The 22,944-nt window shown below is 55.7% G+C and carries 17 protein-coding genes; 12 read left to right on the forward strand and 5 right to left on the reverse strand.

Annotation, left to right across the window (positions count from 1 at the left end; all coding sequences use genetic code 11):
* Positions 1-48 precede the first annotated feature (48 nt).
* Together IEW65_RS09970 and IEW65_RS09975 are read right to left on the reverse strand one after the other, a co-directional pair.
* On the reverse strand, positions 49-822 hold the full coding sequence (locus tag IEW65_RS09970; protein ID WP_188639319.1) for an SDR family oxidoreductase: 774 nt from the start codon (positions 820-822) through the stop codon (positions 49-51).
* Positions 819-1,148 (reverse strand): nuclear transport factor 2 family protein, encoded by a 330-nt coding sequence (locus IEW65_RS09975; RefSeq protein WP_188639320.1) that lies wholly within the window; start codon positions 1,146-1,148, stop codon positions 819-821. The genes IEW65_RS09970 and IEW65_RS09975 overlap by 4 nt, the downstream gene beginning before the upstream one ends.
* Before the next feature lie 92 nt (positions 1,149-1,240).
* Here IEW65_RS09975 and IEW65_RS09980 point away from each other — a divergent pair, with 92 nt between their 5' ends.
* From IEW65_RS09980 to IEW65_RS10015, 9 genes are all read left to right on the forward strand, one after another.
* A complete protein-coding gene (locus IEW65_RS09980; RefSeq protein ID WP_188639321.1) occupies positions 1,241-1,603 on the forward strand; it encodes a winged helix-turn-helix transcriptional regulator in 363 nt (120 codons plus the stop codon).
* A 105-nt stretch (positions 1,604-1,708) separates the two neighbouring features.
* A complete protein-coding gene (locus IEW65_RS09985; protein ID WP_188639322.1) occupies positions 1,709-2,044 on the forward strand; it encodes a zinc ribbon domain-containing protein YjdM in 336 nt (111 codons plus the stop codon).
* Between the two features lie 82 nt (positions 2,045-2,126).
* Positions 2,127-2,381, forward strand: coding sequence for a type II toxin-antitoxin system Phd/YefM family antitoxin (locus IEW65_RS09990; RefSeq protein ID WP_062360219.1), 255 nt, complete (start codon positions 2,127-2,129; stop codon positions 2,379-2,381).
* A complete protein-coding gene (locus tag IEW65_RS09995) occupies positions 2,374-2,640 on the forward strand; it encodes a Txe/YoeB family addiction module toxin (RefSeq protein WP_159342812.1) in 267 nt (88 codons plus the stop codon). Before IEW65_RS09990 ends, IEW65_RS09995 begins: the two co-directional genes overlap by 8 nt.
* Before the next feature lie 92 nt (positions 2,641-2,732).
* The gene (locus tag IEW65_RS10000) at positions 2,733-3,503 is read left to right on the forward strand and encodes a carbon-nitrogen hydrolase family protein (protein ID WP_188639323.1); all 771 of its coding nucleotides are present in this window, start codon (positions 2,733-2,735) and stop codon (positions 3,501-3,503) included.
* 102 nt (positions 3,504-3,605) lie between these two features.
* On the forward strand, positions 3,606-3,734 hold the full coding sequence (locus IEW65_RS17170; RefSeq protein WP_268234718.1) for a DUF427 domain-containing protein: 129 nt from the start codon (positions 3,606-3,608) through the stop codon (positions 3,732-3,734).
* A 113-nt stretch (positions 3,735-3,847) separates the two neighbouring features.
* Positions 3,848-5,281 (forward strand): ABC-three component system protein, encoded by a 1,434-nt coding sequence (locus IEW65_RS10005; protein WP_188639324.1) that lies wholly within the window; start codon positions 3,848-3,850, stop codon positions 5,279-5,281.
* Positions 5,281-5,988: an ABC-three component system middle component 1 gene (locus tag IEW65_RS10010; protein WP_188639325.1), complete on the forward strand. Its 708-nt coding sequence runs from the start codon at positions 5,281-5,283 to the stop codon at positions 5,986-5,988. The genes IEW65_RS10005 and IEW65_RS10010 overlap by 1 nt, the downstream gene beginning before the upstream one ends.
* The gene (locus tag IEW65_RS10015; RefSeq protein ID WP_229755540.1) at positions 5,963-8,380 is read left to right on the forward strand and encodes an AAA family ATPase; all 2,418 of its coding nucleotides are present in this window, start codon (positions 5,963-5,965) and stop codon (positions 8,378-8,380) included. Before IEW65_RS10010 ends, IEW65_RS10015 begins: the two co-directional genes overlap by 26 nt.
* A 191-nt stretch (positions 8,381-8,571) precedes the next feature.
* On the opposite strand, the gene recD is transcribed toward IEW65_RS10015, so the two are convergent.
* A complete protein-coding gene (gene recD, locus IEW65_RS10020; RefSeq protein ID WP_188639326.1) occupies positions 8,572-10,869 on the reverse strand; it encodes an exodeoxyribonuclease V subunit alpha in 2,298 nt (765 codons plus the stop codon).
* On the reverse strand, positions 10,866-14,540 hold the full coding sequence (gene recB / locus IEW65_RS10025; RefSeq protein WP_188639327.1) for an exodeoxyribonuclease V subunit beta: 3,675 nt from the start codon (positions 14,538-14,540) through the stop codon (positions 10,866-10,868). Before recB ends, recD begins: the two co-directional genes overlap by 4 nt.
* Positions 14,541-14,686: 146 nt before the next feature.
* On the opposite strand from recB, the gene pncB reads away from it, so the two are divergent.
* Complete coding sequence (gene pncB, locus IEW65_RS10030; protein ID WP_188639328.1) at positions 14,687-15,883, forward strand: nicotinate phosphoribosyltransferase; 1,197 nt, start codon at positions 14,687-14,689, stop codon at positions 15,881-15,883.
* Between the two features lie 65 nt (positions 15,884-15,948).
* A complete protein-coding gene (locus IEW65_RS10035) occupies positions 15,949-17,520 on the forward strand; it encodes an ATP-binding protein (protein WP_188639329.1) in 1,572 nt (523 codons plus the stop codon).
* A 13-nt stretch (positions 17,521-17,533) separates the two neighbouring features.
* On the opposite strand, the gene recC is transcribed toward IEW65_RS10035, so the two are convergent.
* Positions 17,534-21,088, reverse strand: coding sequence for an exodeoxyribonuclease V subunit gamma (gene recC, locus IEW65_RS10040; RefSeq protein WP_188639330.1), 3,555 nt, complete (start codon positions 21,086-21,088; stop codon positions 17,534-17,536).
* Between the two features lie 134 nt (positions 21,089-21,222).
* Between recC and ilvD the strand changes: the two genes are divergently transcribed.
* Positions 21,223-22,908, forward strand: a complete 1,686-nt coding sequence (gene ilvD / locus IEW65_RS10045; RefSeq protein WP_188639331.1) for a dihydroxy-acid dehydratase — start codon at positions 21,223-21,225, stop codon at positions 22,906-22,908.
* Positions 22,909-22,944 lie beyond the last annotated feature (36 nt).

Here is a 22,944-nt window from a genome sequence, read left to right on the forward strand (position 1 = left end):
TATATGCCGCTGATGGTGTTGACCATCCATCACGCTGCAATCACGGCCTCACACCACCGGCACCGTGCCGCCATCAATCACAAACTCTGTGCCCGTGATTGAGCCTGCCAGCGGCGAGGCCACGAACGCAATCAGGTTCGCCACTTCCGCCGGGGTAGAAGGCCTGCCCAGCGGGATGCCGCCCAGTGCGCCCATGATGATCTGCTTGCCGCCCTCGTAATCGGTGCCTGCCTGCTCAGCCAGACGCTCCGCCAAGGCAACGGCGGCTTCCGTCTCGATCCAACCCGGCGAGACGCGCACCACCCGCACCCCTTGTGGCGACACCTCCTTCGACAAACTCTTGCTATAGGTCGAGAGCGCCGCCTTGGCCGCCGCGTACGCGGTGGTGGATTCCGGCAAAGGCAACTCCCGCTGAATCGAGGTCACGTGAACGATCACCCCTTCACCCTGGGCTAGCATGCCCGGCAGCAGGGCGCGGTCTAGCCGCACGGCGGGGAACAGGTTCAGGTTCAACTCCTGCTGCCACTCCTCTTCACCCAGGGCCGCAAAGCCGCCCGCCGGGGCAGACGAGCCGCCCACCACATGCACGATGATATCCACACCGCCCATGCGCGCCTTCACGGCTTCCGCCACGGTGGCGCAGCCATCCACAGTGGTGAGATCGGCAGCGACGAACAGCTCTTCAGGCAGGGCAGTGGGGCGATTACGGGCGGTGGTGAGTACCTGCGCGCCCTCTTCACGAAACAGCGCCACCACCGCCGCACCCGCGCCTTTACCGCCACCCGTGATCAATACGCGACGGCCGCTAAGCTGCAGGTTCATGGGGTAATCTCCAAGCTTTGAATGCGTTCATCGGCCAGCTCGATATGGTGAAACAGCTGCACCGGGCTGCCGGGAAAATCGCCGGTCACGGTGGTGGACATCACCATCTTGTCGCCATCTCGAGAGACGTCGGTGGGCGCCACGTGGTAATCAAACTGGCGGCGGGTGTCGCGTAACCAGGCACGAATGGCGGCAATGCCCTGGTGGGTTTGCCCTTCATCCACCACGCGGGCATCGGCGGTAAAGCACTCCGCCAGCGGGGCATCATCCGCGCCGTTGCTAATGGCGATATAGGTGGCAATGGGAGTAGAGAGTGACACGCTCATGGTAGGCCTTCCTCATCGTGGTTGCTGTACGAGGATCTTCTGCTTAGGCTTACCGATTATCAAGAACGCACAAAAAGGTAAGTGGCTTACCCATGAGAAGGATTTACACGCCCACTAGCGCGGCCAGCGGAGTGGAAGATGTATTAAAAATGCTGGAAGGGCGCTGGAAGCTGATTATTCTCTTCCACCTCTTCGACGGTAACGTGCAGCGCTACTCCGATTTTGAAAAACTGATCCCCGGCATCTCGCAAAAGATGCTCGCCCAGCAGCTGCGGCAACTGGAAGCTGACGGCATTGTAGCGCGCAAGGTATACCCGCAAGTGCCGCCCAAAGTGGAGTACCGCCTAACCGAGTGGGGCCAAGCGCTCTGCCCCGCGCTGGATGCGCTGCTGAAATGGGCCGAGCAGAAAGAGGTGTTTCACCCCAGCGAACACGCGGACGACGCCAGCGCCTGAGCCTCGCCAGCGCCCACGGCGGCACTGCCAAGGGCACTCGCCAGTCGCCAAGGCCGCCCTGGCTCAGTATCATCACCCGCTCATTCACCACAGAAGCCACTGCTTATGTCTTGCCCGCCATGCCCCCGCTGCCAATCGGAATTCGTCTATCAGGATCAACGCCTGTTCATCTGCCCCGAATGCGCCCACGAATGGAACCCTGAAGAAGCCGCCGCCGAAGAGGCCGTGAACGTGGCGGATGCCAACGGTACGCCGCTTGCCGAAGGCGACAAGGTCACGCTGATCAAAGACCTCAAGGTGAAAAGCAGCTCCCAAGTGCTCAAGATCGGTACCAAAGCCGTCATCAAACGGCTAAAAGAGGGTAAAGACCACCAGCTAGACTGCAAAGTCGACGGCGCAGGCGACATGATGGTAACCGCGCAGTTTGTGAAAAAGGCTTGAAGCAGTCGTTCTGTCTTATTAGCTGTACAGGTTTGCGGGCAACGGTTAGACTTGTACCCTAAATAGTACATGTGAGGCGTGTATGAAAATCGTGTCTTTTACAGAAGCGAGGAATGGCTTGAAAGCTGTGCTGGATGGCGTCGTTAATGATGCGGATACCACCGTGATCACGCGCAGGGATGCTGAAGATGCCGTGGTGATGTCGCTGGATTATTACAATAGCCTAATGGAAACAGTGCACCTGCTTCGTTCGCCTAATAATGCTGAACACCTTAACCGCTCAATAGCGCAATATCGGGCTGGCCAAACAAGCGCACGCGAGTTAATGGATGAGTAGTCAGCGACTGTTGTGTTGGACAGATGAATCTTGGAACGACTACGTCTACTGGCAAGCGCAGGATAAGAAAACCCTTAAGCGCATTAATAAGCTGATAAACGATGTAAAGCGCTCTCCCTTTGAGGGAATCGGCAAGCCAGAGCCCTTAAAAGAAAACCTAGCGGGCTTTTGGTCTCGACGTATAGACGATACTCATCGGCTTGTTTATGCAGTCGATCACCACGCGATCACTGTCATTTCTTGCCGCTATCACTATTAGCCCGTAGCTGAATCGGCCCCGAGAGTGAGCCAGCAGTGGGAGGTGGCTTTAGCCCGCGACCATTCCAGCCCCCAGCCAGCCAAGGGACAAAAGTGACCAACAGCAAAGCCATCACCATTGCACTCGCCCAACTGCCCGTCAGCAAAGCGGCGGTAGACGACAACCTACAAACGCACTTGGCTTACATAGAACGCGCCGCCGCGCTGGGGGCCAACGTGGTGGCCTTTCCCGAACTCTCGCTCACCGGCTACGAGCTGGCGCTACTCAGCCAACTGGCCATGCCCCGCAACGATGCCACCTTTGCCGCGCTCACCGCCGCTGCCGTAGGCAATAACACGGTGGTAATAGCAGGTTGCCCACTGCACAACCCCAACGGTAAACCCTACATCGCGACGGTGATCTGCTTCCCCAACGGCGAACATACCTTCTACCTAAAACAGCACCTTCACGAAGGAGAAGAGGTTTACTGTGCCCCCGGCACTGAGAGCGGCCTCATCAACGTTAACGGCACCCGCATCGCCCTGGCCGTTTGCGCCGACTTCACCCACCCAAGCCACGCCGCTACCGCCGCCAAACAACAAGCGGACGTATATCTCGCCAGCGCGCTGATCTCTCCAGGCGGCTATGCAAAAGATGCCGAGCTGCTCGCCGCCATCGCAAAGCGCCACCAACTGCCGCTACTGCTCGCCAACCACGTTTCCACTACGGGCGGCTGGCAAACCTGCGGTAATAGCGGCGGCTGGAACGCAGCAGGCGAGCTAGCCGTGAAAGCCAACGGCACCCAGCCCAGCTTAGTGCTGTGCCGTATTCACCACGGTGGCATAAGCGGTTACGCGGAAGTGATGACTAACTTACATAGCTAAGTATGAGTTACCGACTAAAAGTTAAGCTCCCAAGGTAGGCTTAACTTATGTTTGCTGCTAGTCTCGAAGCATTAGAGTAGACAATGCCGCAGGGACTACACGATGCAGAATGCCCGCATAACGGTTCATCCTAGCCAGCAGCGCATGCAAGTGCGGTTGGATGGCATTCTGCTAGCCGACTCTAGCAATACGCTTGAACTCCGCGAACACGGCTACCCGCCGCGCCATTAGCCCTCAAGCGTCATGCAACTATTTAGCTTGTAAGTTATTAATCTTAATACAGAGGGTGTGTTGAAACCTCCCCTAAGTGAAAATTAATAATTTTGTTAATACAGGATTTTTTAATGGCTTTTGATGCGTCACCCTCATGGAGTGGGTTTAATTATCAAGGTAAAGTGGCTCTATATTATGCCTTAAGTTTTATAAATAAAAAGATTGAAGCCGAAGATTTTTCTAATTATAGCTTGATGCTAGAGGATACTGAAGATTTTGAGATCAAGAGAAATCGGGTTGCTGTCTCTATTCATCAGGTTAAAGCATATAATTCCAGTTCTTACAATGACTACTCAGATGCCTTGTTAGGAATTGTTTTAGAATTATATAAACAGCCTTCAGTTTTGGGAAAAATTCACACATGGAAGCCAATTAATTCTAAGCCAAACTATGCAGATTTGAAAGCATCGCTGCGGCATGACATGAGTGAAATTATAAAAGATTTTGACAACTCAGACCCTAAGGATGAAGGCACTATCCTAGCAAAGGCTGCTTCAACTGCTACCAAAATTCCAAAAAAAGCAGCTATCCTAAGATTAGCATTTAAAGATTTTTCCGCACCGCAGTTGCGCGATATTTTAAAAGCAATAGTCACAAGAGATAATAATGCTCTCGAAAGGTTAGATTGCTATGTGTATGATGATGGAAATGCATATTGTGATTTAAATGAAATAAATTCCAAATTGAAGTCGGAAATGGCCAAATATTGGGATAAAAAGGGTACTGTTAATACTGATGAGAAAAAGGATAAAACATTTTATTATTTTTTAGGGATGATGGATAGTTACATTATTGATCGGCATAAAACTAAGCGAGATCAAGAAAAAATACAACTAGAATTTAGTGATATTGTTAGTTCTTTAGAATGTGACAGAGAGGATATTGGTAGTTTTTATTTAGCTTTTAAATTTAAAGAAAAATTCGCCGCTTTGATAGATGACTATATGGAAGATTCCTGCAACTATTCTGAGCCAGAGGATGGTTTGGTCTGTAATTTAAAAGAAGCAAGAAAGTTTCTTTTAAGCCTCAATCCAGATGAGCTATGGGAGTATTATCGTAGTTTCTCTCCTCAAAGTAGCCTGCATCACGAGTGTAATACAGAAAATGCACTTGAAGTAAGCACTGAAGGGATTAGGCATGTTTTAATCGAGGTGTTTCATAAGTTAAATATTGAAAAAGTAGTGCAAAAAGGGTCCCCTTATAAATTTATCTATCGTGCAAATAGTTCACCTGGTCAGAGCTTTCTGCCCACAACTATTACAAGTGCTGTTCCTAGGTCTTACACTGCAAAACAAATTGTTAAAAATCATAACATGATCGAAGCTTTATACGAGGTTGGTTATTTGATTTGTGGTGGCTCAGAAAAGTATGTTTTTTCTCCAGACTCAATGACCAATACAACAGCTCCACAAGCAGAAGATGAAGATAGGCGATCTAAAAGAGATGAAGTGTTAAAAAATATAACTCTTGTTCCTATAGTTTATGCAAAGGGAGTGCTAGATTAATGATTGAGGTAGTTAAGAATATACTTGATAGTAACGGATATAGACTAGTTGATTTAGAATTACACCATGATGAAGCTGAGATTTACATTTATCAGCCACTTGAAGAAATCATGAGAGAAGAATATTTCGTTGCTGTAAGATTACGCAATCAAACTGATGCGGAAGCAAGGAACTGGTTGGAAATAAAGGCTGAACCGTTGTTCGAGCAAGTTTTTAGCTCAGGGAAAGTAAACAATGAATTTTTAAAAAATTGCACGATGCTTTTATGTTTCGAGGAAGATAAAATTAATAGAGATACAGTATTATTGATTGAGGAAGATCAGTATAATTTTAAAAAGAATGTTATATCTTATTATCATGAAGAGCTTGCTGATTTGAAGAAATACATGAAAGAATTGAAGATTGAGAGTTTGAATGGCTTTGTAATAAATAGAATGATTAATTCTGATGAAGGGAGGTCGTTCTTGTCTTTTAAGGATAACCACAAGCAGCAAAGAAATTATTATTCCCTTATATTGAAAGTTGTTTTAAAGCTTCCTTTTTTTTCTTATGCTCCTAAAGAACAAAGTCTTGTTAATCTTGATAAGGAGATTGAGAGTTCGCTTACTAGCGATCAGTTTTCTATTTATAACCAGTTGTTAAGTGAAGATGTAGAATGGAGTGAAGAAAATATTCTTGAGTGTGTTGAAAGAATTTGGAGGGCTTAATGTGATTAAGATAAATAAAATCAAGTTTAAGAATTTCAAAGTGTTCGGTGCTGAGCCTTACTGTATAAATTTTGAAGATAGTCGTTTAATTTTGCTTGATGGGCCGAACGGATACGGGAAGACATCTGTCTTTGATGCCATAGAGTTAGGCTTAACAGGAAAAATTAGACGTCTCATCACTTTAGATGACCGTCAGTATCCTGATGATATCGTTGTCGCACATCAAGGCGCCGAAAATGTTGAGATAGAATTAGAATTTAAATCAGAGGACTCTAATTCAAAAATATTTCAACGGAAGCTAAAGAATCCAGTTCCTAAGAGTTCAAAGAAAATATCAAAATTCGCTGAGCTATGGGAGTTGAACGAAATTGTTGATGGTATTTCGGTACCTTCGAATCAGAGCGAGCTAGATAGATATTTTAATTGTAAAGATTTTGCACGTGACTTTCTCTTATTCCATTATGTACAACAGGAAGATACAGCGCTATTTCTTAAAACAAATAATGAGTCAAAACGAGCAGATGAACTATCTCAACTATTCGGTAATACAGGCGAAGCTGATCAGAAACTATACAGGCTCAAAGATTTTTATAAAAAGTTGATGTCAGCAAAAAGAACTGCTGTTAATCGAGTTGAGGAGATTAATCGAATTTATAAGATAGATGAGAATGTTCGCACAGCTAGGTTGGTAGATGAGCAACATTTTTATGTTTTACCATGGCTGGCTGATATCAGTAGTAGCCCATTCTGGGATACGCTGAACATTCCAGAGTTAAATGATGAAAAGCTCAATAAAAGCTTGTCTGAAATTATAAGTGTAAAAAAATTAGTTGAGTATCAAAACTATTATTTAAGGAAGCGGAGGTTTGAAAGTGCCATTCAACAAAGAGAGATTATTGAATTATATGTTGGATACTATAATGTAGTCAATGAGTATGATTCATATGCCTTAAAAAGTCAGGAATATCAGCTAATAGAAAACTCATATCCAATTCTTAAAAGTGGTGATCTGGTTAAAATAAATAGCATCGATAATATTAAATTTATTATTGAGATTTTAGATTTAAGCATAGATGCTGGGTTTGAAACGGAGTTGCAGTCTCTTTTGGATTTAGAGAAAAAGGCAAATGGCCTTAATTCAATATATTCCGAGCTGCTCAAACATCATGATTATATGGCTAGAGACATTAAAAAAATACCAGATGTAGCACTTTGCCTGCTTTGTGGGCATGATTATCAATCCCATGATACTTTGACTAACGCTATAGCTCAACATGGTGATCTGCTCCGCTCTGAACTTTCTGTGCATGATAAGCATCTCGTTAAGGCAAGAGATGATTTTAATCATAAATATCTATTTTCTTTAGTTCAAGCATGTTCCTCTTATCTAGAAAAAACAATTGCACCTTCTCAAGAAGATTTGTTTTCTCTGTCTAAGGCGCTACAAAATCATGAGCGTTTAACAAACCTTCGTAATTGGTTGGTGAATGAAGAAGTCCAGCATGATGAATTGATTTTAGAAACTTTTCCTATAATAGGTGGCCCTAATAAAATATCCGAGGCTGCCGATCATCTGTGTGAGCGAATACTTGCTTCGATTGGCGATGCTCCTGAAGGATATTATGAAGCTAATGGCTCTAATAATTTTGATAGAATTTACAGAGATTATTTTCAAAATAGTAAAAATAAGCTGGCTGGGGTTAGAGTCTCTCAACTTGAGGAGAAAGAGGATTATGTCAAAAAACTCTATTTTAGTTCTATGAAAGAAGTTAAGGATGAGTTAGATAAGCTTTTAAGGCAAATCGATCTATTTGGGCAAGCTGCTGATGACGTAAGCCGGATAATTAATACTATTGGCAGAAAAGTTAAGCAGTATAGAAAAAAGTTAATCACTGACATTGAAATCCCATTCTACATTTATTCAGGTAAAATTTTACAAACACATCAAGCAGGAATGGGGCATGGAATACTTATTAAAGATCCAAAAGGTGAGGATGAGCTCAAAAACGTACGCCTCGTTTCTAATTGGGATAGTGATCACGATATACTCAATACCATGAGTTCTGGACAGGTGTCTGCAGTAGTTATCGCTTTAACCTTAGCCTTAAACAAAGTCTATGCGAAAAGATTTTCAAGCATTTTAATTGATGACCCTGTTCAGACTATGGATGAGATAAATATGTCATCTTTAGTCGAAGTGTTGCGTAATGATTTCTGTGAAAAACAAATCATCTTGTCTACGCATGAAGATAAAGTTGCTAGGTACTTTACTTATAAGTATTTAAAGTACGGTAAGCATGTGAGAATTATAAACCTTATGCAAAGAAAAGAGTATGTGCCCAGAAATAAATTCTTGTACACGGTTAATGACGCAGATTTAACTAGCTTATGAAGGAGCTTTAGGTTGAAGTATAAAATCTTGGTTTTTGAAAAACAAGCATGGAAAAATTAAGTAAATATAGTGAACGGCTGGCATTGTGTATAGCTAGCCAGTTTTTAAGTATTATACTAGAGTTTTGAGGAAAGCGCTTTAATCGAAAAATTACTATCATTGGCATAGTTTGAGCTTAAACAATAAGCATTTTAGATGCCACTAACCCTAACCACCTCCCTCACCACCGCCTCATTCAACACCCCGCGCTTGGCTTCCACCACCGTGAGCCATTCGCGGGCGCGGGTGATGCCGGTGTATACCAGCTCGCGGGTCAGAATGGGGTTTAGGGTGGGCGGTAGCAGTAGGGCGGTGTGCAAAAACTCGGAGCCTTGGGATTTGTGAACCGTCATCGCAAACACGGTTTCTACCGCGTGCAGGCGGGAAGGCAGCACCCAGCGGATGGGCTTGTCGGGGTCGCTAGTGGTGAAGGCGACTCTTAATAACTTCTGCTGCGGATTGCGCGGGTCGGGCACGGCCAGGGTGATGCCGATATCGCCGTTCATCAGTTTCAGGCCGTAGTCGTTTTGAGTAACCAGCACGGGGCGGCCTTCGTACCAGCCTTTCTCTAGCGTGTAGTCACTGCCGAACAGCAGCTTTTCGCGGCGCAATGTGCTGGCGATGCGCTGGTTTAACCCTACTACCCCCCAGGGGCCTTTGCGCAGCGCGCACAGCAGTTGGTAATGGCTGTAGGCGCTGAGTACCTCGCTGGCCCAGGTGTTGTAGGCGGTTGTGTTCTCCTCGAACGACTCCCCCCGTGGGCGCTGTGCGTGCAGCACGTTAAGGTAGTGGCGGTAGCCGGTGGGCGGGGCGATGGGCTTGCCTTCGTGGTCGGTGCGGCCTTCGCCGTTGCCTGCAAAGCCGCTGGGGCTGCCGTGAATCACCAGCTTATCCAGCGCGGCGTCGTCACTCATCACCAAATGGTGAATATCCGGGTAGCCGTGGCGCAGCACGGCTGTGACTGCCTGCTGTTTTTCCCGTTCGCTTTGCGCATGACCCGGCTGGTTAATGGCTTTCGCCAGCTGGCCGATGCCGCTGTGTTCATTGAAGCGGTGGCTAACCCGCAGCATGGTAATGGCTTGGTCGAGCGGTTGGCCTGCGGGGGCGATGAACTCGGCTGGCAGCGGCTGGCCGGTGGCCTGGGCCAGCCATTCGGCGGTGGCCGGGGTGTAGTGGGCGGCTTCCGCGCGGCGGCATAGGTCGCCGAGTACCGAGCCTGCCTCTACCGAGGCGAGCTGGTCTTTATCCCCCAGCAGAATGCACTGGGTGTGGGCGGGCAGGGCGCTGAGGGTGGCGGCCATCATTTCGATATCCACCATCGAGGCTTCGTCGATCACCAGCACATCCAGCGCCAGCGGGTTGGCGGCGCTGTGGCGGAAGTGGCGGGTGTCGGGGCGTGCGCCGAGTAAACGGTGGAGGGTGGTGACTTCTGTGGGGATGGTGGCTTTTAGCTGTTCTGTGGCTGAATCGTCGCGAGCTAAAGCTCCCTCCCACAAGATTCCCTCTTGCTTTGCCTCTTTCAACAAAGTGGTTAGGTCAGTGAAGGGGAGCTTGGCGACTTGCCCTGCGATGGATTCATTTAAGCGGGCGGCGGCTTTGCCGGTGGGGGCGGCTAGGCGGATGCGTAGCGGCTGGCTGGGGTGCTGGGCCAGTTGCAGGGTTTGCAGCAGGGCGAGCAGGCGCACCACGGTGGTGGTTTTGCCGGTGCCGGGGCCGCCGGTAATGATGCCGAAGCGGCTGCGGGCAGCCAGGGCGCAGGCGGTTTTTTGCCAGTCTAGGCCGTTGCTTTGTTTGAACAGTATGTTCAGGGCTTGGGGGAGTAACCCAGGGTGACTGGCGTCACCCGTCGCCCAATGAATTGGCCTCCCACTTTGGCCTTCTGTGCCCGTGCTTTCTGAGCCGGTGCTGGTAGTTTCCAGGCGGGCGGCGATGTGTTGGTGCAGGCTTTGTTCGTACTGCCAGTAGCGGCGCAAGTATAGCCGCGTGCTGGGGGTGCCGCTGGCTGAGTGAGTGGTCACTACGACCAGTGGAGTGTTGCCGGAGCCTTCGCTGGTGAGCAGCGGGTGGTGCAGGGCGGCTTGCCATTCGCTAAGCGTGAGCGTGGCCAGCACGTCGCTGGGCAGCGGCGGCGGGTCGGTGAGGTCGTCCCCTTCGGGCGGTAGCGAAAGGGCGAAATCCGGCGCGTTCAGCGTGGCGTTAATATCCAGGCATACGTGGCCGCGGCCTAGCTGGTGGCTGGCAAGTGCTGCCGCCAGTAGCAGCAGCGTGGGGGCGTCCGGGGCTTCACTGGCTAAAAAGCGCACCAGGGCGCGGTCCAAGTCCCGCAGCCAGCCTCGCGCTACCCAGCGTTCGCACAGGGCCAGCAGTTCTGGGGTGCTGCCGAGTGCAGGGTGGGCGCTGGCGGCTTCGCCGAACATATCGAAGGTGTGGGTGTCGTGCTGGCGGCTCATGCCGTGGCCTCCTGCTGGGTGGCGTGTGGCTCGCCTGCAAATAGGCTATCCAGGGCTTCGATGAGTTCAACCGGGGCGGGTTCGCCCACCACGCCGCGCCCAGGGCTGCGGCTGCCGCGTAAAAATACCGTCATCGAACCGCCCAAATGCTGGTGCGGGTCGTAATCCGGCAGGCGCGCTTTTAAAAGCCGGTGCATGGCGAGTAAGTAGAGCGCGGCTTGTAGGTCGTAGCGTTTGGCGAGCAGCGCGTGGCGTAAGGCCTCGGGTTCGTAGGCGCTGTCGTTGGGGCCTAGGTAGTTCGATTTCCAGTCCAGCACGTAAAAGCGCCCCTGGTGCTCGAAGGCCAAGTCAATGAAGCCTTTCAGCATGCCGTTCAGGGTGTCGACATCCAGCGCGGGGCGCTCTACCCCTGGCAGTAAGTGCTTGCTTACCAGCGCATCGATAGCTTGGGTGTTCACCCGCTTGGCGGCAAACCAGAACTCTAGCTCTACCTGATAGCTTTCTAGCTCATTCAGCGCCACGCTTTGCGGGGTGGGCGCGGCCAGCGGTAGCGGCGTGGTCAGCAGGGCGCTTAGCCAGCCCGCCAGCGGTTCTTGCCATGCCTGCCAGCCGCGTAGCTGCACCCGCCTCCACAGCATGTCGTTGAGGACGTCCATATCGTTCGCGGCGGCATTAAAGCCTTGCTTGCCCGCCCACTCCAGCAGCCCGTGCAGAAAGGTGCCGGGGCCGGGGCCACGGGGGAATTTGTGCAGGTGATATGCTTCCGGTTGAGATAGATCCCGAGGTTCATCCAGCACTTCGAAGGCGGTGGCTTCCTGGGCGGTGGTGGGTTCCAGCGGTGGCAGTGCCGGGGCGGTCAGCGTGCCGGAAAGCCGCAGCGCGGAGTAGCTGGCAATCCACCAGTGCTCTTTGGCAGGGCGCGTGGGCGTGCGGGCGTGGCCCAGCACACTGCTTTGCTCCACTTGGGCCACGCGCTCTGCGGTGGGCGCGGGTGGCTGGTGAATCTGTATCTCGCTGCCTTCCACCAGCTCACCAAGCGCTTTATTGAGCGCCTCCGGTGAAAGGGCATTGCCGCCTTTTAGCAGGTAGCCCAGCGCGCTGTTCTCCAGGCCTTTCAGCGGGGCCAGCCCCAGCCAGGTGGCGTGGCGGGCGCGGGTAAGCGCGACGTAGAGTTTGCGCAGGTCTTCCCCCAGCCGTTCGCGGTCGGCGGTGGCGAGTATCGCGTCATCGGCTTCTAGGCTGAGCTGTAGGTTGCCTTCGCCATCGTGCCAGCGCAGCGGTACGTCTTCGGCTTTAACCGGGCGGTGGTTGGCGATGAAGGGCAGGAACACCAGCGGGTACTCCAGTCCTTTGGATTTGTGGATGGTGACCACCTTCACCAAATCCGCGTCGCTCTCCAGGCGCAGTTTGTGGCTGTCGCCGTGGCTTTCCGGGTCGGCGATGGCGTCAAACAGAAAGCGAATCAGCGCGTGCTCGCCGTCCAGTTCGGCGCTGGCCTGCTGCAGCAGTTCGCCCAGGTGCAGCAGGTCGGTGAGCAAGCGCTCACCCTCTTCAAACTCCGCCAGCAGGCGGGCGGGAATATCAAAATCCACCATCATGCGGCGCACCAGCGGCAGCACGCCCTGGCGCTGCCACAGGCGGTGGTAGTGGCTGAACTGCTCTACCCGCTCTTCCCAGGCCAGCTCGTTTTGCTGCAGGTGGTCTAGGTCCGCCAAACTTAGCCCCAACACCGGCGTGGCCAGCGCAGCGCGCAGGTGCGCTTCGGCTTGGCGGGAGCTAGCCAGCGGCTCGGCGCAGGCGCGCAGCCAGCGCTCTACCTGGGCGGCCATGGGCGAGCTAAACACCTTATCGTGATCAGAAAGATACACGCTCTTCACCCCACGGCTGGCTAGCGCTTGGCGAATGGCGCGGGCTTCCTGTAGGCCGTTCACCAACACCGCCATATCCGAGGGCTTGAGCGGAGTGAGTGTCTCATCGGTTTGAAAGCCGCTCTCGCCTTTCTGTCCTGCGCTGAGCAGTTCCGCCATGTACGAGGCGCAGCGTTCGGCCATCTCGGTTTGGTAGGCGGTTTTGGAGAGTGGCTCGTCGGCGGCGAGCGGCCAGAGCGTCATGGCGGGCAGCGGTTTGCCCTGGTGAACGAGCTGTTCACTTCGGCCTTTGGCGTCTACCGGCAGAAACGGCAGCGGGTTGTCGCCGCCTTCTTCGCGGAACAGAAATGCCCCGGCCGGGTGCTCATCGGCGTAGCGGAAGCAGTGGTTCACCGCCTCTACCATGGCGCGGCTGGAGCGGTAGTTGGTGCCCAGCGTCACGTGGCGGCCTGCGGTGTCTTCGCGGGCTTTTAAGTAGGTGAAGATATCCGCGCCGCGAAAGGCGTAAATGGCCTGCTTGGGGTCGCCGATCAGCAGCATGGCGGCGTCTCGGCGGGGGTTGGCGACCTCATACACCGCGTTGAAAATACGGTACTGGATGGGGTCGGTGTCCTGGAACTCGTCGATCAGCGCCACGGGGAACTGGCGCAGTATTTGCGCAGCCAGCGCTTCTTTATTGGGGCCTTGCAGGGCGCGGTCCAAGTGGGTGAGCAGGTCGTTGGGGCCCATTTCGGCGCGGCGCTCTTGCTCCCGCTCCAGGCGCACTTTGCACCACTGCACGGCGTGAATCAGCAGGTCGTTGCGCGGTTCGGGCAGGGCGTTCAGTGCGGCGGGCAGCTCGGCCAGCGCTTCCCAGGCGGCGGGGCAAGGGGGCGCGCCCTCTTTCCATATCTCGGCCATGCCGTCTGGGGTGAGGCGTTTCCAGGCGGCATCGGTGAGTGCGGGGCGGGTGGCGTCGCTGTCGCACCACTCCCGCAGCGCGCCTAGCCAGTTGGCGCGGCTTTTGGCGTTGAAGCTTTGGCCTTTGAAGGCTTTGCGTTTGGCGGCGTCTTCCAGTGCGGGCACTAGGTCATCCAGCCAAGCAGGCCAGGGGGCTTTTAGCTCGGCTAGGCGAGCGCTGCGCTCGGCTTGGGCGGCGCTGAGGGTTTGCTCGGGGGCGGGTCGGGGGCTGCCTAGGGCTTCGCTTTCGGCCAGCAGTTTGCGCACCTGCCCGTGGAGTTGGTCCGGCGACTTCCAGTAGCCGGTAATGCTGCCCAGCGCTTCGGCGTCCAGCGGGTAGTAGAAGGTGCGCCAGTAGTCGCGCACTACCTCTTGTTCCAGCTCTTGCTGGTCGTTTTCCAAATTGAGCGAGAACAGGCTGCCGCTATCGAAGGCGTGTTCGCGCAGCATGCGGTAGCACCAGCTATGGATGGTAGAAACGGCGGCTTCGTCCATCCACTCGGCGGCTAGCTCCAGGCGGCGGGCGCAGGCGGGCCACGTGGCCTCGGGGTATTGGCTGCGTAGCGCGAGCAGAAGTGAGTCTTCACCCTGATGCCGAAACACCGCCGCCGCTTCCACTAGCCGGTGGCGGATACGTTCGCGCAATTCTTGCGTGGCGGCGTTGGTGAACGTGACCACCAAAATTTCCGGCGGGGTGAGCGGGCGTACGAAGGCGGTGTCGTCTTCACTGTGCTGGCCGCCCAGCACCAAGCGCACATACAGCAGCGCAATGGTGAAGGTTTTCCCCGTACCCGCACTGGCTTCAATCAAACGGCTGCCGTGAAGCGGTAGCGTCAGCGGGTTCAGCGGGGCGGGCTGGCTCATTCTTCAGGCTCCAACAATAACGCGCCCCTGCTTGGGGCCTAGACTGTATGAGTGCTTTGCCACCTGCTAATCTAGCCGCCAAGCCACTCTTAGGATGCTCAGTTTACGCTACCAGCGGCTTCGGTTCACTCACACGAAGGGATCTCATGCTGACCTCGCTTCTGGATAACGATTTCTACAAAATCACGATGCAGAACGCCGTGATTAAACGCTTCCCCTATGCCCATGCCCGTTATGCGTTTATCAATCGCGGGGAGCATGCGTTTCCTGAGGGCTTTGGTGAGGCGCTGCGCGGTGAGGTGGATCGCATGGCGGCGCTGCGCTTGTCTGATGAGGAGAAGCGCTACCTGGAAACCACTTGCCCTTACTTAGACCCCACCTATCTCGATTTTCTGGCGGGCTTTCGTTACGACCCCCGCGAAGTGACGATCGAGCAGCAGGGCAGCGAGCTCTCGGTGGTGATGGAAGGCCCGTGGTACCGCACCATTTTGTGGGAAGTGCCGCTGATGGCGTTGATCAGTGAGCTATGGTATCGGCTGCGCGGCGTGGCGGTGTCTGAAGAGGATGAAGCGCTCATCGAGCAGCGCACCCGGAAGAAGATCGAACTCTACCGCCAGCACGGGCTGAAGATTGCCGAGTTCGGCACCCGTCGGCGTTTCTCGTTTGCGGTGCACGACCGGGTCGTCAAAGCGCTGCGCCACTACGGCGGCGAGGCCTTCAGCGGCACCAGCAACGTGCTGCTGGCGATGCGCCACGGGGTGAAGCCCATCGGCACCCACGCCCACGAGTGGTTTATGTTCCACGGGGCGCGTTTCGGTTTCAAAATGGCCAATAGCTTGGCGCTGGAGCACTGGGTGGATGTTTATCGGGGCGATTTGGGCATCGCGCTGACCGATACCTTTACTACCCGCGCCTTTTTCGAGAGCTTCGATAAGAAGTTCGCCAAGCTGTTTGACGGCGTGCGCCACGATAGCGGCGACCCGATTGAGTTTGCCGATGCCACCATTGCCCACTACCAACGCCTGGGCATTAACCCGCTGAGCAAAACCATTATCTTCTCCGATGCACTCACCCCTGAAAAAGTGGAACGCATCCGCGCCTGCTGCCAGGGGCGTATTGGCATGGCGTTTGGTATTGGCACCAACTTCACTAACGATATTGGCGTGGCGCCCATGAACATGGTGATCAAGATGGTCGAGGCCCGCCCCGAGGGGCAGGGCTGGCTGCCGGTGGTGAAGCTGTCCGATGTGCCCACCAAGAACACCGGCGACCCGGAGATGATTGCGTTGGCTAAGCGCATTTTATCGCTGGGCGGCAAGGGAGATGAAAGCCCGCTGATCTGAGGCTGCCTGGGGCAGCCGCATGCTAAACTGCTCTTTGTATCGCACTTTGTGTTCTGGAGGCCGCCGTGCAGGATGCCCATCGCCGTAAGCTCCCCATCGGGATTCAGACGTTCTCGGATATCCGCGAGGGCGACTATTACTACGTGGATAAAACGCCGCATATCGAGCGCCTGGTCAACCAGAACAAATACTACTTTCTCTCGCGGCCGCGCCGCTTCGGCAAAAGCCTGTTGCTGGATACGCTGCGCTGCCTGTTCGAGGGCCGCCAGGCGCTGTTTGAAGGGCTATATATTCACGACAGGTGGGACTGGCAACAGCGTTACCCGGTCATTCGTATCAGCTTTGCCGATGGCGTCATGCAGAGCCGTGACGCGCTGGATGAGCGTATTCGTGATCAGCTCCGAGTTCAGCGTGAGCGGCTGGGAATTGTCCAACACCACAAGACGGATATACCCGGTGAATTTTCAACTCTGATTCGCAGCGCCCACCAGCAATATGGCCAGCGGGTGGTGGTACTGATCGACGAATACGACAAGCCGATTCTGGATAACATTCTGGAACCTGAGCGTGCTCGGGAGCTGCGTGAGGGGTTGAAGAACCTGTATAGCGTGCTGAAAGATGCCGACCCTCATTTGCACTTCGTGCTGCTCACCGGGGTTTCCAAGTTCAGTAAGGTGAGCTTGTTTTCGGGGTTGAACAACCTGAACGATATCACCCTGGATGCTCACTTAAGCACAATCTGCGGTTACACCGACGAAGACATCGATACGGTGTTCGCGCCGGAGCTACCCGGCTTGGATCGTGAAGCCATTCGTCAGTGGTACAACGGCTACCGCTGGGGCGGGCGCGAGGTAGTGTCTGTCTACAACCCCTTTGATGTGCTGCTACTGTTTCAAAAGCGCGAGTTTGCGCCGTACTGGTTCGAGTCTGCCACGCCGACGTTCCTGGTCGATATTCTCAAACAGCGGGGTGTATTTACGCCCTCACTGGATCACTGGGAAACCGAGTATGAACTGCTCAGCCAGTTCGATGTGGATCAGATCAGCACCGAAGGCCTGCTGTTTCAAACCGGCTACCTGACCATCCAGCAGGTAGAGGAGCCGCTGCTGGGATACCGCCAGTACACGCTGGGCTTCCCTAACCGTGAGGTGGAAACCAGCCTCAACCACGCCTTGCTGCCATCGCTGGGGGTCGAAAACGCCCCGCGTGAGCGTAGAACGCTGTTCCGCCATTTAAGCCAGCATGACCTTGTCGGGTTAGAAGCGCACCTAAAGGCGCTTTATGCCGGGCTGCCCCATGACTGGTACCGCAACAACCCGATTGCTCGCTATGAAGGCCATTATGCAAGCGTGTTCTACAGCCACTTCGCGGCCCTGGGGCTGGAGGTGACGGTGGAAGATGCCAGCCACCACGGCAAGGTGGATATGAGCGTGAACTTTGGCGGGCATATCTACCTGTTCGAGTTCAAAGTGGTGGAGCAGCTGCCGGAAGGTCAGGCGCTGGCGCAAATCAAGCAGAAGGGGTACGCCGACAAGTACCGCGCCTCTGGCAAGCCCATACACCTGATCGGCGTCGAGTTCTCCAGCGCCAAACGCCAGATTGTGGCGTTCGATGTGGAAACGCTCGACGCTATGTAACACCCGCGCTGGTTTACCCTTTGACCGCCTGATGAAGCGGCGCGTAGAGCGCTTCTGTGAGCGTGGCAAAGGTGTGCCCGTTGGCTTGTTCGACGAACAACCGCTCGAAGCGGGGCCACTGGCGGCTTAAATACGCGCTTTGGGCCACTTCACCAGTTTGGTAGCGGCCGCCTTCATAGGCGCTTTCGGCGGCGGCGTAGGCGTCGCTGTCTCGGCCTTTCTCTTGCGCTATATCCGGCGTGCCTTGCTTACTTAGCCAAGCAAACGCGGCTTGCGGTGCGAGCGGTAGCGGGGTTTCTAGGCCCGCTTGCCACGCGGCTAGCTGGGTTTCTAAATGCTGGCGGGCGGTATCGGCATCCACCGGCGCTAGCGTGACATGCCCCGCTTTGGAGAGCAGTTGCGTCGTCATCGGGCCATCCAGGTTGCCCGCTAGGTGCGCGACCCAGGGGCGCAGCAAGTGGCTCCAGCGGTACTGGCCGCGCCCGCTGCCTTGGCTAATCAGGCTGCTACTGAGTAGCAGCAGGCGGCAGCGGCGGCCTGCTTCATCCTGGCGCAGCTCACCCAAGGGTTCTTCCAGCGTGAGGCCGTGGGCCTCAAAGTGAATCATGGTGTCGGGCAGGGGATGCGGCCACGCGTCGAGCGCTTCTTCGTAGGCGTTGAAAAGCGCCTCCATGGGTTCGGCGAGTGCCGTGCGCATGCGTTCGCCGAACGCGCCCATGGCCAGCACGCCTTGGCCTTGAAAGCGCTCCAAGGCTTCGTGCAATGCTTCCATACGCGGCTGGCCGTTATCCACCGCGTGGCGTTGGGCGGCAATCAGCTGATCTTGGAGCTGCCAGTTTTGCAGGCCATCAAGGGCGAATGGCTCGGCGTCCAGCTCGGCGATGGCTTCCTGCTCGAAATAGACCCCTAAGCGAGTATTGAAGAAGCTGCGCACCGGCTCGCGCAGAAAGCTGCCTAGCTGCCCAAGCGAGAGGCTGGTGGGGGCGTTTTCCGGCGCTGGCAGCGTGCGGCTAGCGGCGGGTGGCGTGCGCGGGGCGTGCACCTCGCGCCATTCGTGGGCGTAGGTGAACAGTCGGCTTGCTGAGCTGTTGAAGTAAGCGCGGCTAAAAGGCTGCAGCGGATGCTCGGTGGTGAGTGTTTCCAGCAGCAGCGCGCCGTTTTCCGTTTGCCAGCCGGCTTCTAAGTGGTCGCGCAGTTGGCCCACCAGCACTGAGGGCGGCAGCGGCGTGTTATCTATCTGGCTGCGGCCGACCCAGCTCACGTAGAGCTGGTCGCGGGCGGAGAGCAGCGCTTCCAGAAACAGGTAGCGGTCGTCTTCCCGGCGGGAGCGGTCGCCGGGGCGGTAGTCGCTGCCCATCAGGTCGAAATCCAGCGGCGGCTGGGAGCGGGGGTACTCGCCGTCGTTCATGCCCAGCAGGCACACCCGCTTGAAGGGAATAGCACGCATGGGCATCAGCGTGGCGAAGTTGACCGCCCCGGCCAAGAAGCGTTGGGAAAGGCTGTGTTCATCAATCTGCGCCAGCCAGTGCTCTCGCACCATGGAGAGCGGCAGCGGGTCGTTGAGTTCCGCTTCCCGGCTGCTTTCCAGCATCTGCTGCAAGCCGCTCTCCAGCTTGGTGAGCATGATGCTCTCTTGGGCGTCGTCGGTAAGAAAGAAAGTTTCCAGCAGCTCCCTTAGCCGCGCGACCCAAGTAGCGGCATCAGTGGGTTGGCAGAAGCTCTCCCAGGTGGCTTCGAGCTTCTCTAGCAGCGTCGCCAGCGGCCCCGCTAAGCCCGCTTCCAGCCCGCCAATATCATCAAACGGTTCGATACCTTGCCACGCGTGGCCTTCGCCCACGGTGTAGCCCAGCAGCAGGCGGCGCAGGCCGAATGCCCAGGTGTTTTGGCTCAGCCCGCCGGGCAGTTCCAGCCTTTGGCGCTGCTTGGCGTTAAGCCCCCAGCGGATTCCCGCACCCTCCATCCAGCGCTCTAGCACCGGCAGGTCGCGCTCTTCTAGGCCGAAGCGCTGGCGCAGGGCGGGTACATCCAGCAGGTCGAGCAAATCGCTCACCGACAGGCGCAGCTCCGGCAGCCGTAGCAGCTTTTCCAGCGCAATCATCAGCGGCAGGCGGTGGCGGCTGGCTTGGTCGGAGAGCGTGTAGGGAATGTGCCGCGGGTCGTCGGTGGGCAGCTGGCCAAACACCGCTTCGATGTGCGGCGCGTAGCGGTCGATATCCGGCACCATGACGATGATGTCCCGTGGGCGCAGGTGTGGGTCGGCGCTGAAGGCGGCCAGCAGCTGGTCGTGGAGAATCTCCACTTCCCGCTGGGGGCCGTGGGCGATATGGAACACGATGGAGTCATCGGCAGCGGGCAGTGCGGGCCAGTGGCCTTGCGTTTCCGCCACGGGGCGCAGCTCGCGGATGTCATCTTGCAGCTGGCTGAGCAGGCAGTGGCGATCCTCGCCGCTGAACGGCTCGAACATATCGATGCGCAGTGCCTGCTGCTCGAATAGGGTTTGGTAGTTGCCTGCGTCGTCGTGCTCATCGAGCAGGCGCAGGTAGTCGCGGCCCTGCTTGCCCCAGGCGGCCAGCAGCGGCTGGGCGTGCAGGTGCAGGGCGTCATCGGCATCGCCGGTGCCCAGTACATCCAGCGCTTCGGGCATGCCGGTTTTGCGCCGCTGGCGGTAGCGCTGGGCGCGCAGAAGGTCTTTGTGCTCGATGATATCCGCCCAATAGAACTGGCAGGGGTTGTGAACGCACAGCACGATTTGGCAGCAGCGGGAGAGCGCCGCCAGCGCTTCTAGGGTTTGCTGGGGCAGCGATGAAATCCCGAAGATAATCAGCCGCCGGGGCAGCCCCGGAGGGCAGTCTTGGCCTTCCAGGTGCTCGGTGGCCTTCAAGAAGCGCTGGTGAACCTGGGCGCGGCTGCTGTTCAGCCCGGCATCGCCTTGGGTGGCGGCCACATCGTCACGCAGGATGCGCCAGAGCGCGGGCTGCCAGCGCTGGTGCTCTTCCAGCGGGCGGTGCTCACCTCTGGCGGTAATCAGCACATCGTGGCCGTTGGCCCAGGCGTCCAGCCAGTCGGCGCGGTAGACCTGGTACTGGTCGAACAGATCCGCCAGCCGCTCGGCCAGTTGGTAGTGCTTGCGCTGGTCGCGGTCGATTTCTAGAAACTGCGCCAGCGGCTCGAACACCGGCTGCCCGGCCAGGGTAGGCAGCAGGCGCAGCAGCCGCCATACCAAGCGCGACTTATCAAACGGCGAGGTTTCCGGCACGGCATCGGCATTTTGCGAAACGTGAGTGAGCACCGTGCGGTAGGCCTGCCATAGAAACCGCGCGGGCAGCATCACCTCTAGCGCCGCCGCAATCCCCGCGCCGCCGTTTTTGGGGTCTTCCGCCAGCGCCAGCTTCAGCCACTGCCCAATACCGTTGCTCTGCACCAGAATGGTTTCGTTCTCCAACGGCCCCAACGGCTGGCGGCGCATCCACTCCACCGCCAAACCGCGTAAATCTTCCAAGCGGTTAGCATGTACCACCATAAAACCAGGGGGGAGCGGAGTGGGGGAGAACAAAGCATTAGCAGGCATATGGCGGCGTTCCTTCACAGCAATCAGCGTCACGGGGTGCGGTGAGGCTATGGTGCCATAAGTTAAGTACCTTGCGGGATGTAAGATATATCGCCAAGCTGTGCCCTTTGCCATGCCATTGAGAGGAGTCCGTGATGACCGAGCCGACCAACAATAATACCCGCCGCCACTCTGCCCAAGTGGTGGATGGCCCCGGTAAAGCGGCTAGCCGCGCCATGCTGCGCGCCGTGGGCTTCAACGATGACGATTTTCAAAAGCCTCAGGTAGGTATTGCTTCCACTTGGAGCATGGTGACGCCGTGTAATAGCCATATTGGTGAGCTGGCGGAGTTTGCCCGGGATGGGGCCGATACCGCCGGTGGTAAAGGCGTGGTGTTCAATACCATCACCATTTCTGATGGCATTGCCAACGGCACTGAAGGCATGAAGTACTCGCTGGTCTCGCGGGAAGTGATTGCCGACTCCATCGAAACCGTGGCGGGTTGCGAAGGCTTTGATGGCCTGGTGGCGATTGGCGGCTGCGATAAGAACATGCCGGGCTGTGTGATGGGCTTGGCGCGACTCAATCGCCCCAGCGTGTTCGTTTACGGCGGCACCATTATGCCCGGCAAAGGGCACACCGATATTGTCTCGGTGTTTGAGGCGATGGGCGCGCACTCTCGTGGCGACATCGACCTGATCGAGCTGAAAAACATCGAAGAGACCGCGATTCCTGGCCCTGGCTCCTGTGGGGGGATGTACACCGCCAACACCATGGCTTCAGCCATTGAGGCGCTGGGTATGAGCCTGCCGGGGAGTTCAGCGCAAAACGCCATCTCCCAAGAGAAGCGCGACGACTGCAAAGCCGCTGGCGAAGCCGTGCTGGCGTTGCTGGCTCAAGACATTAAGCCTTCCGATATCATGACCCGCGAAGCGTTTGAGAACGCCGTGACCGTGGTAATTGCTCTTGGGGGCTCCACCAACGCGGTGCTGCACCTGATTGGTATGGCGCGCACCATCGGTGTCGAGCTGACTCTGGCCGATTTCACCGAGATCGGTAAGCGTGTGCCGGTACTGGCCGATTTGCGCCCCAGCGGCCACTACATGATGAGCGAGCTGGTGGCGATTGGCGGCATTCAGCCGCTGATGAAAATCCTGTTGGATGCTGGGCTGCTCAACGGCAACTGCTTAACCGTGACTGGCAAGACGCTGGCGGAGAACCTCGCTGATGTTGAGCCCTACCCGATGGATCAGCAAATCATCGCGCCGCTGGGTAACCCGATTAAAGCCGAAAGCCACCTGCGTATTCTGTTTGGCAACTTAGCGCCGGAAGGGGCGGTGGCGAAAATTACCGGCAAAGAGGGCACGCGCTTTAGCGGCTCGGCGCGGGTGTTTGGCTCGGAAGAGGAAGCCCAGGCGCGAATTAATGACGGCACCGTGGTCGCGGGCGATGTGGTGGTGATTCGCTACGAAGGCCCGAAAGGTGGGCCCGGGATGCGCGAAATGCTCACCCCTACCTCGGCCATTATGGGCCGTGGTTTAGGCAACGACGTGGCGCTGATTACCGATGGTCGTTTCTCTGGCGGCAGCCACGGGTTTGTGGTGGGGCATGTATCGCCGGAAGCGTTTGATGGCGGCCCGCTGGCGCTGGTGGAAGATGGTGACGCCATCACCATTGATGCCGAAGCCGATACCATTGATGTGCATATCAGCGATGAAGAGATAATGCGCCGCCGCGCGGCCTGGCAGCAGCCAGCACCTCGCTATACGCGCGGTGTACTGGCCAAGTACGCCAAGCTGGTTAGCTCTGCGAGTACCGGCGCGGTGACTGATCAAGAGTAACCCGCGAAGCGTCACCCATGCGGTTAGGCTGTCACT

Source organism: Vreelandella lutescens (assembly GCF_014640815.1).
Lineage (GTDB): Bacteria > Pseudomonadota > Gammaproteobacteria > Pseudomonadales > Halomonadaceae > Vreelandella > Vreelandella lutescens.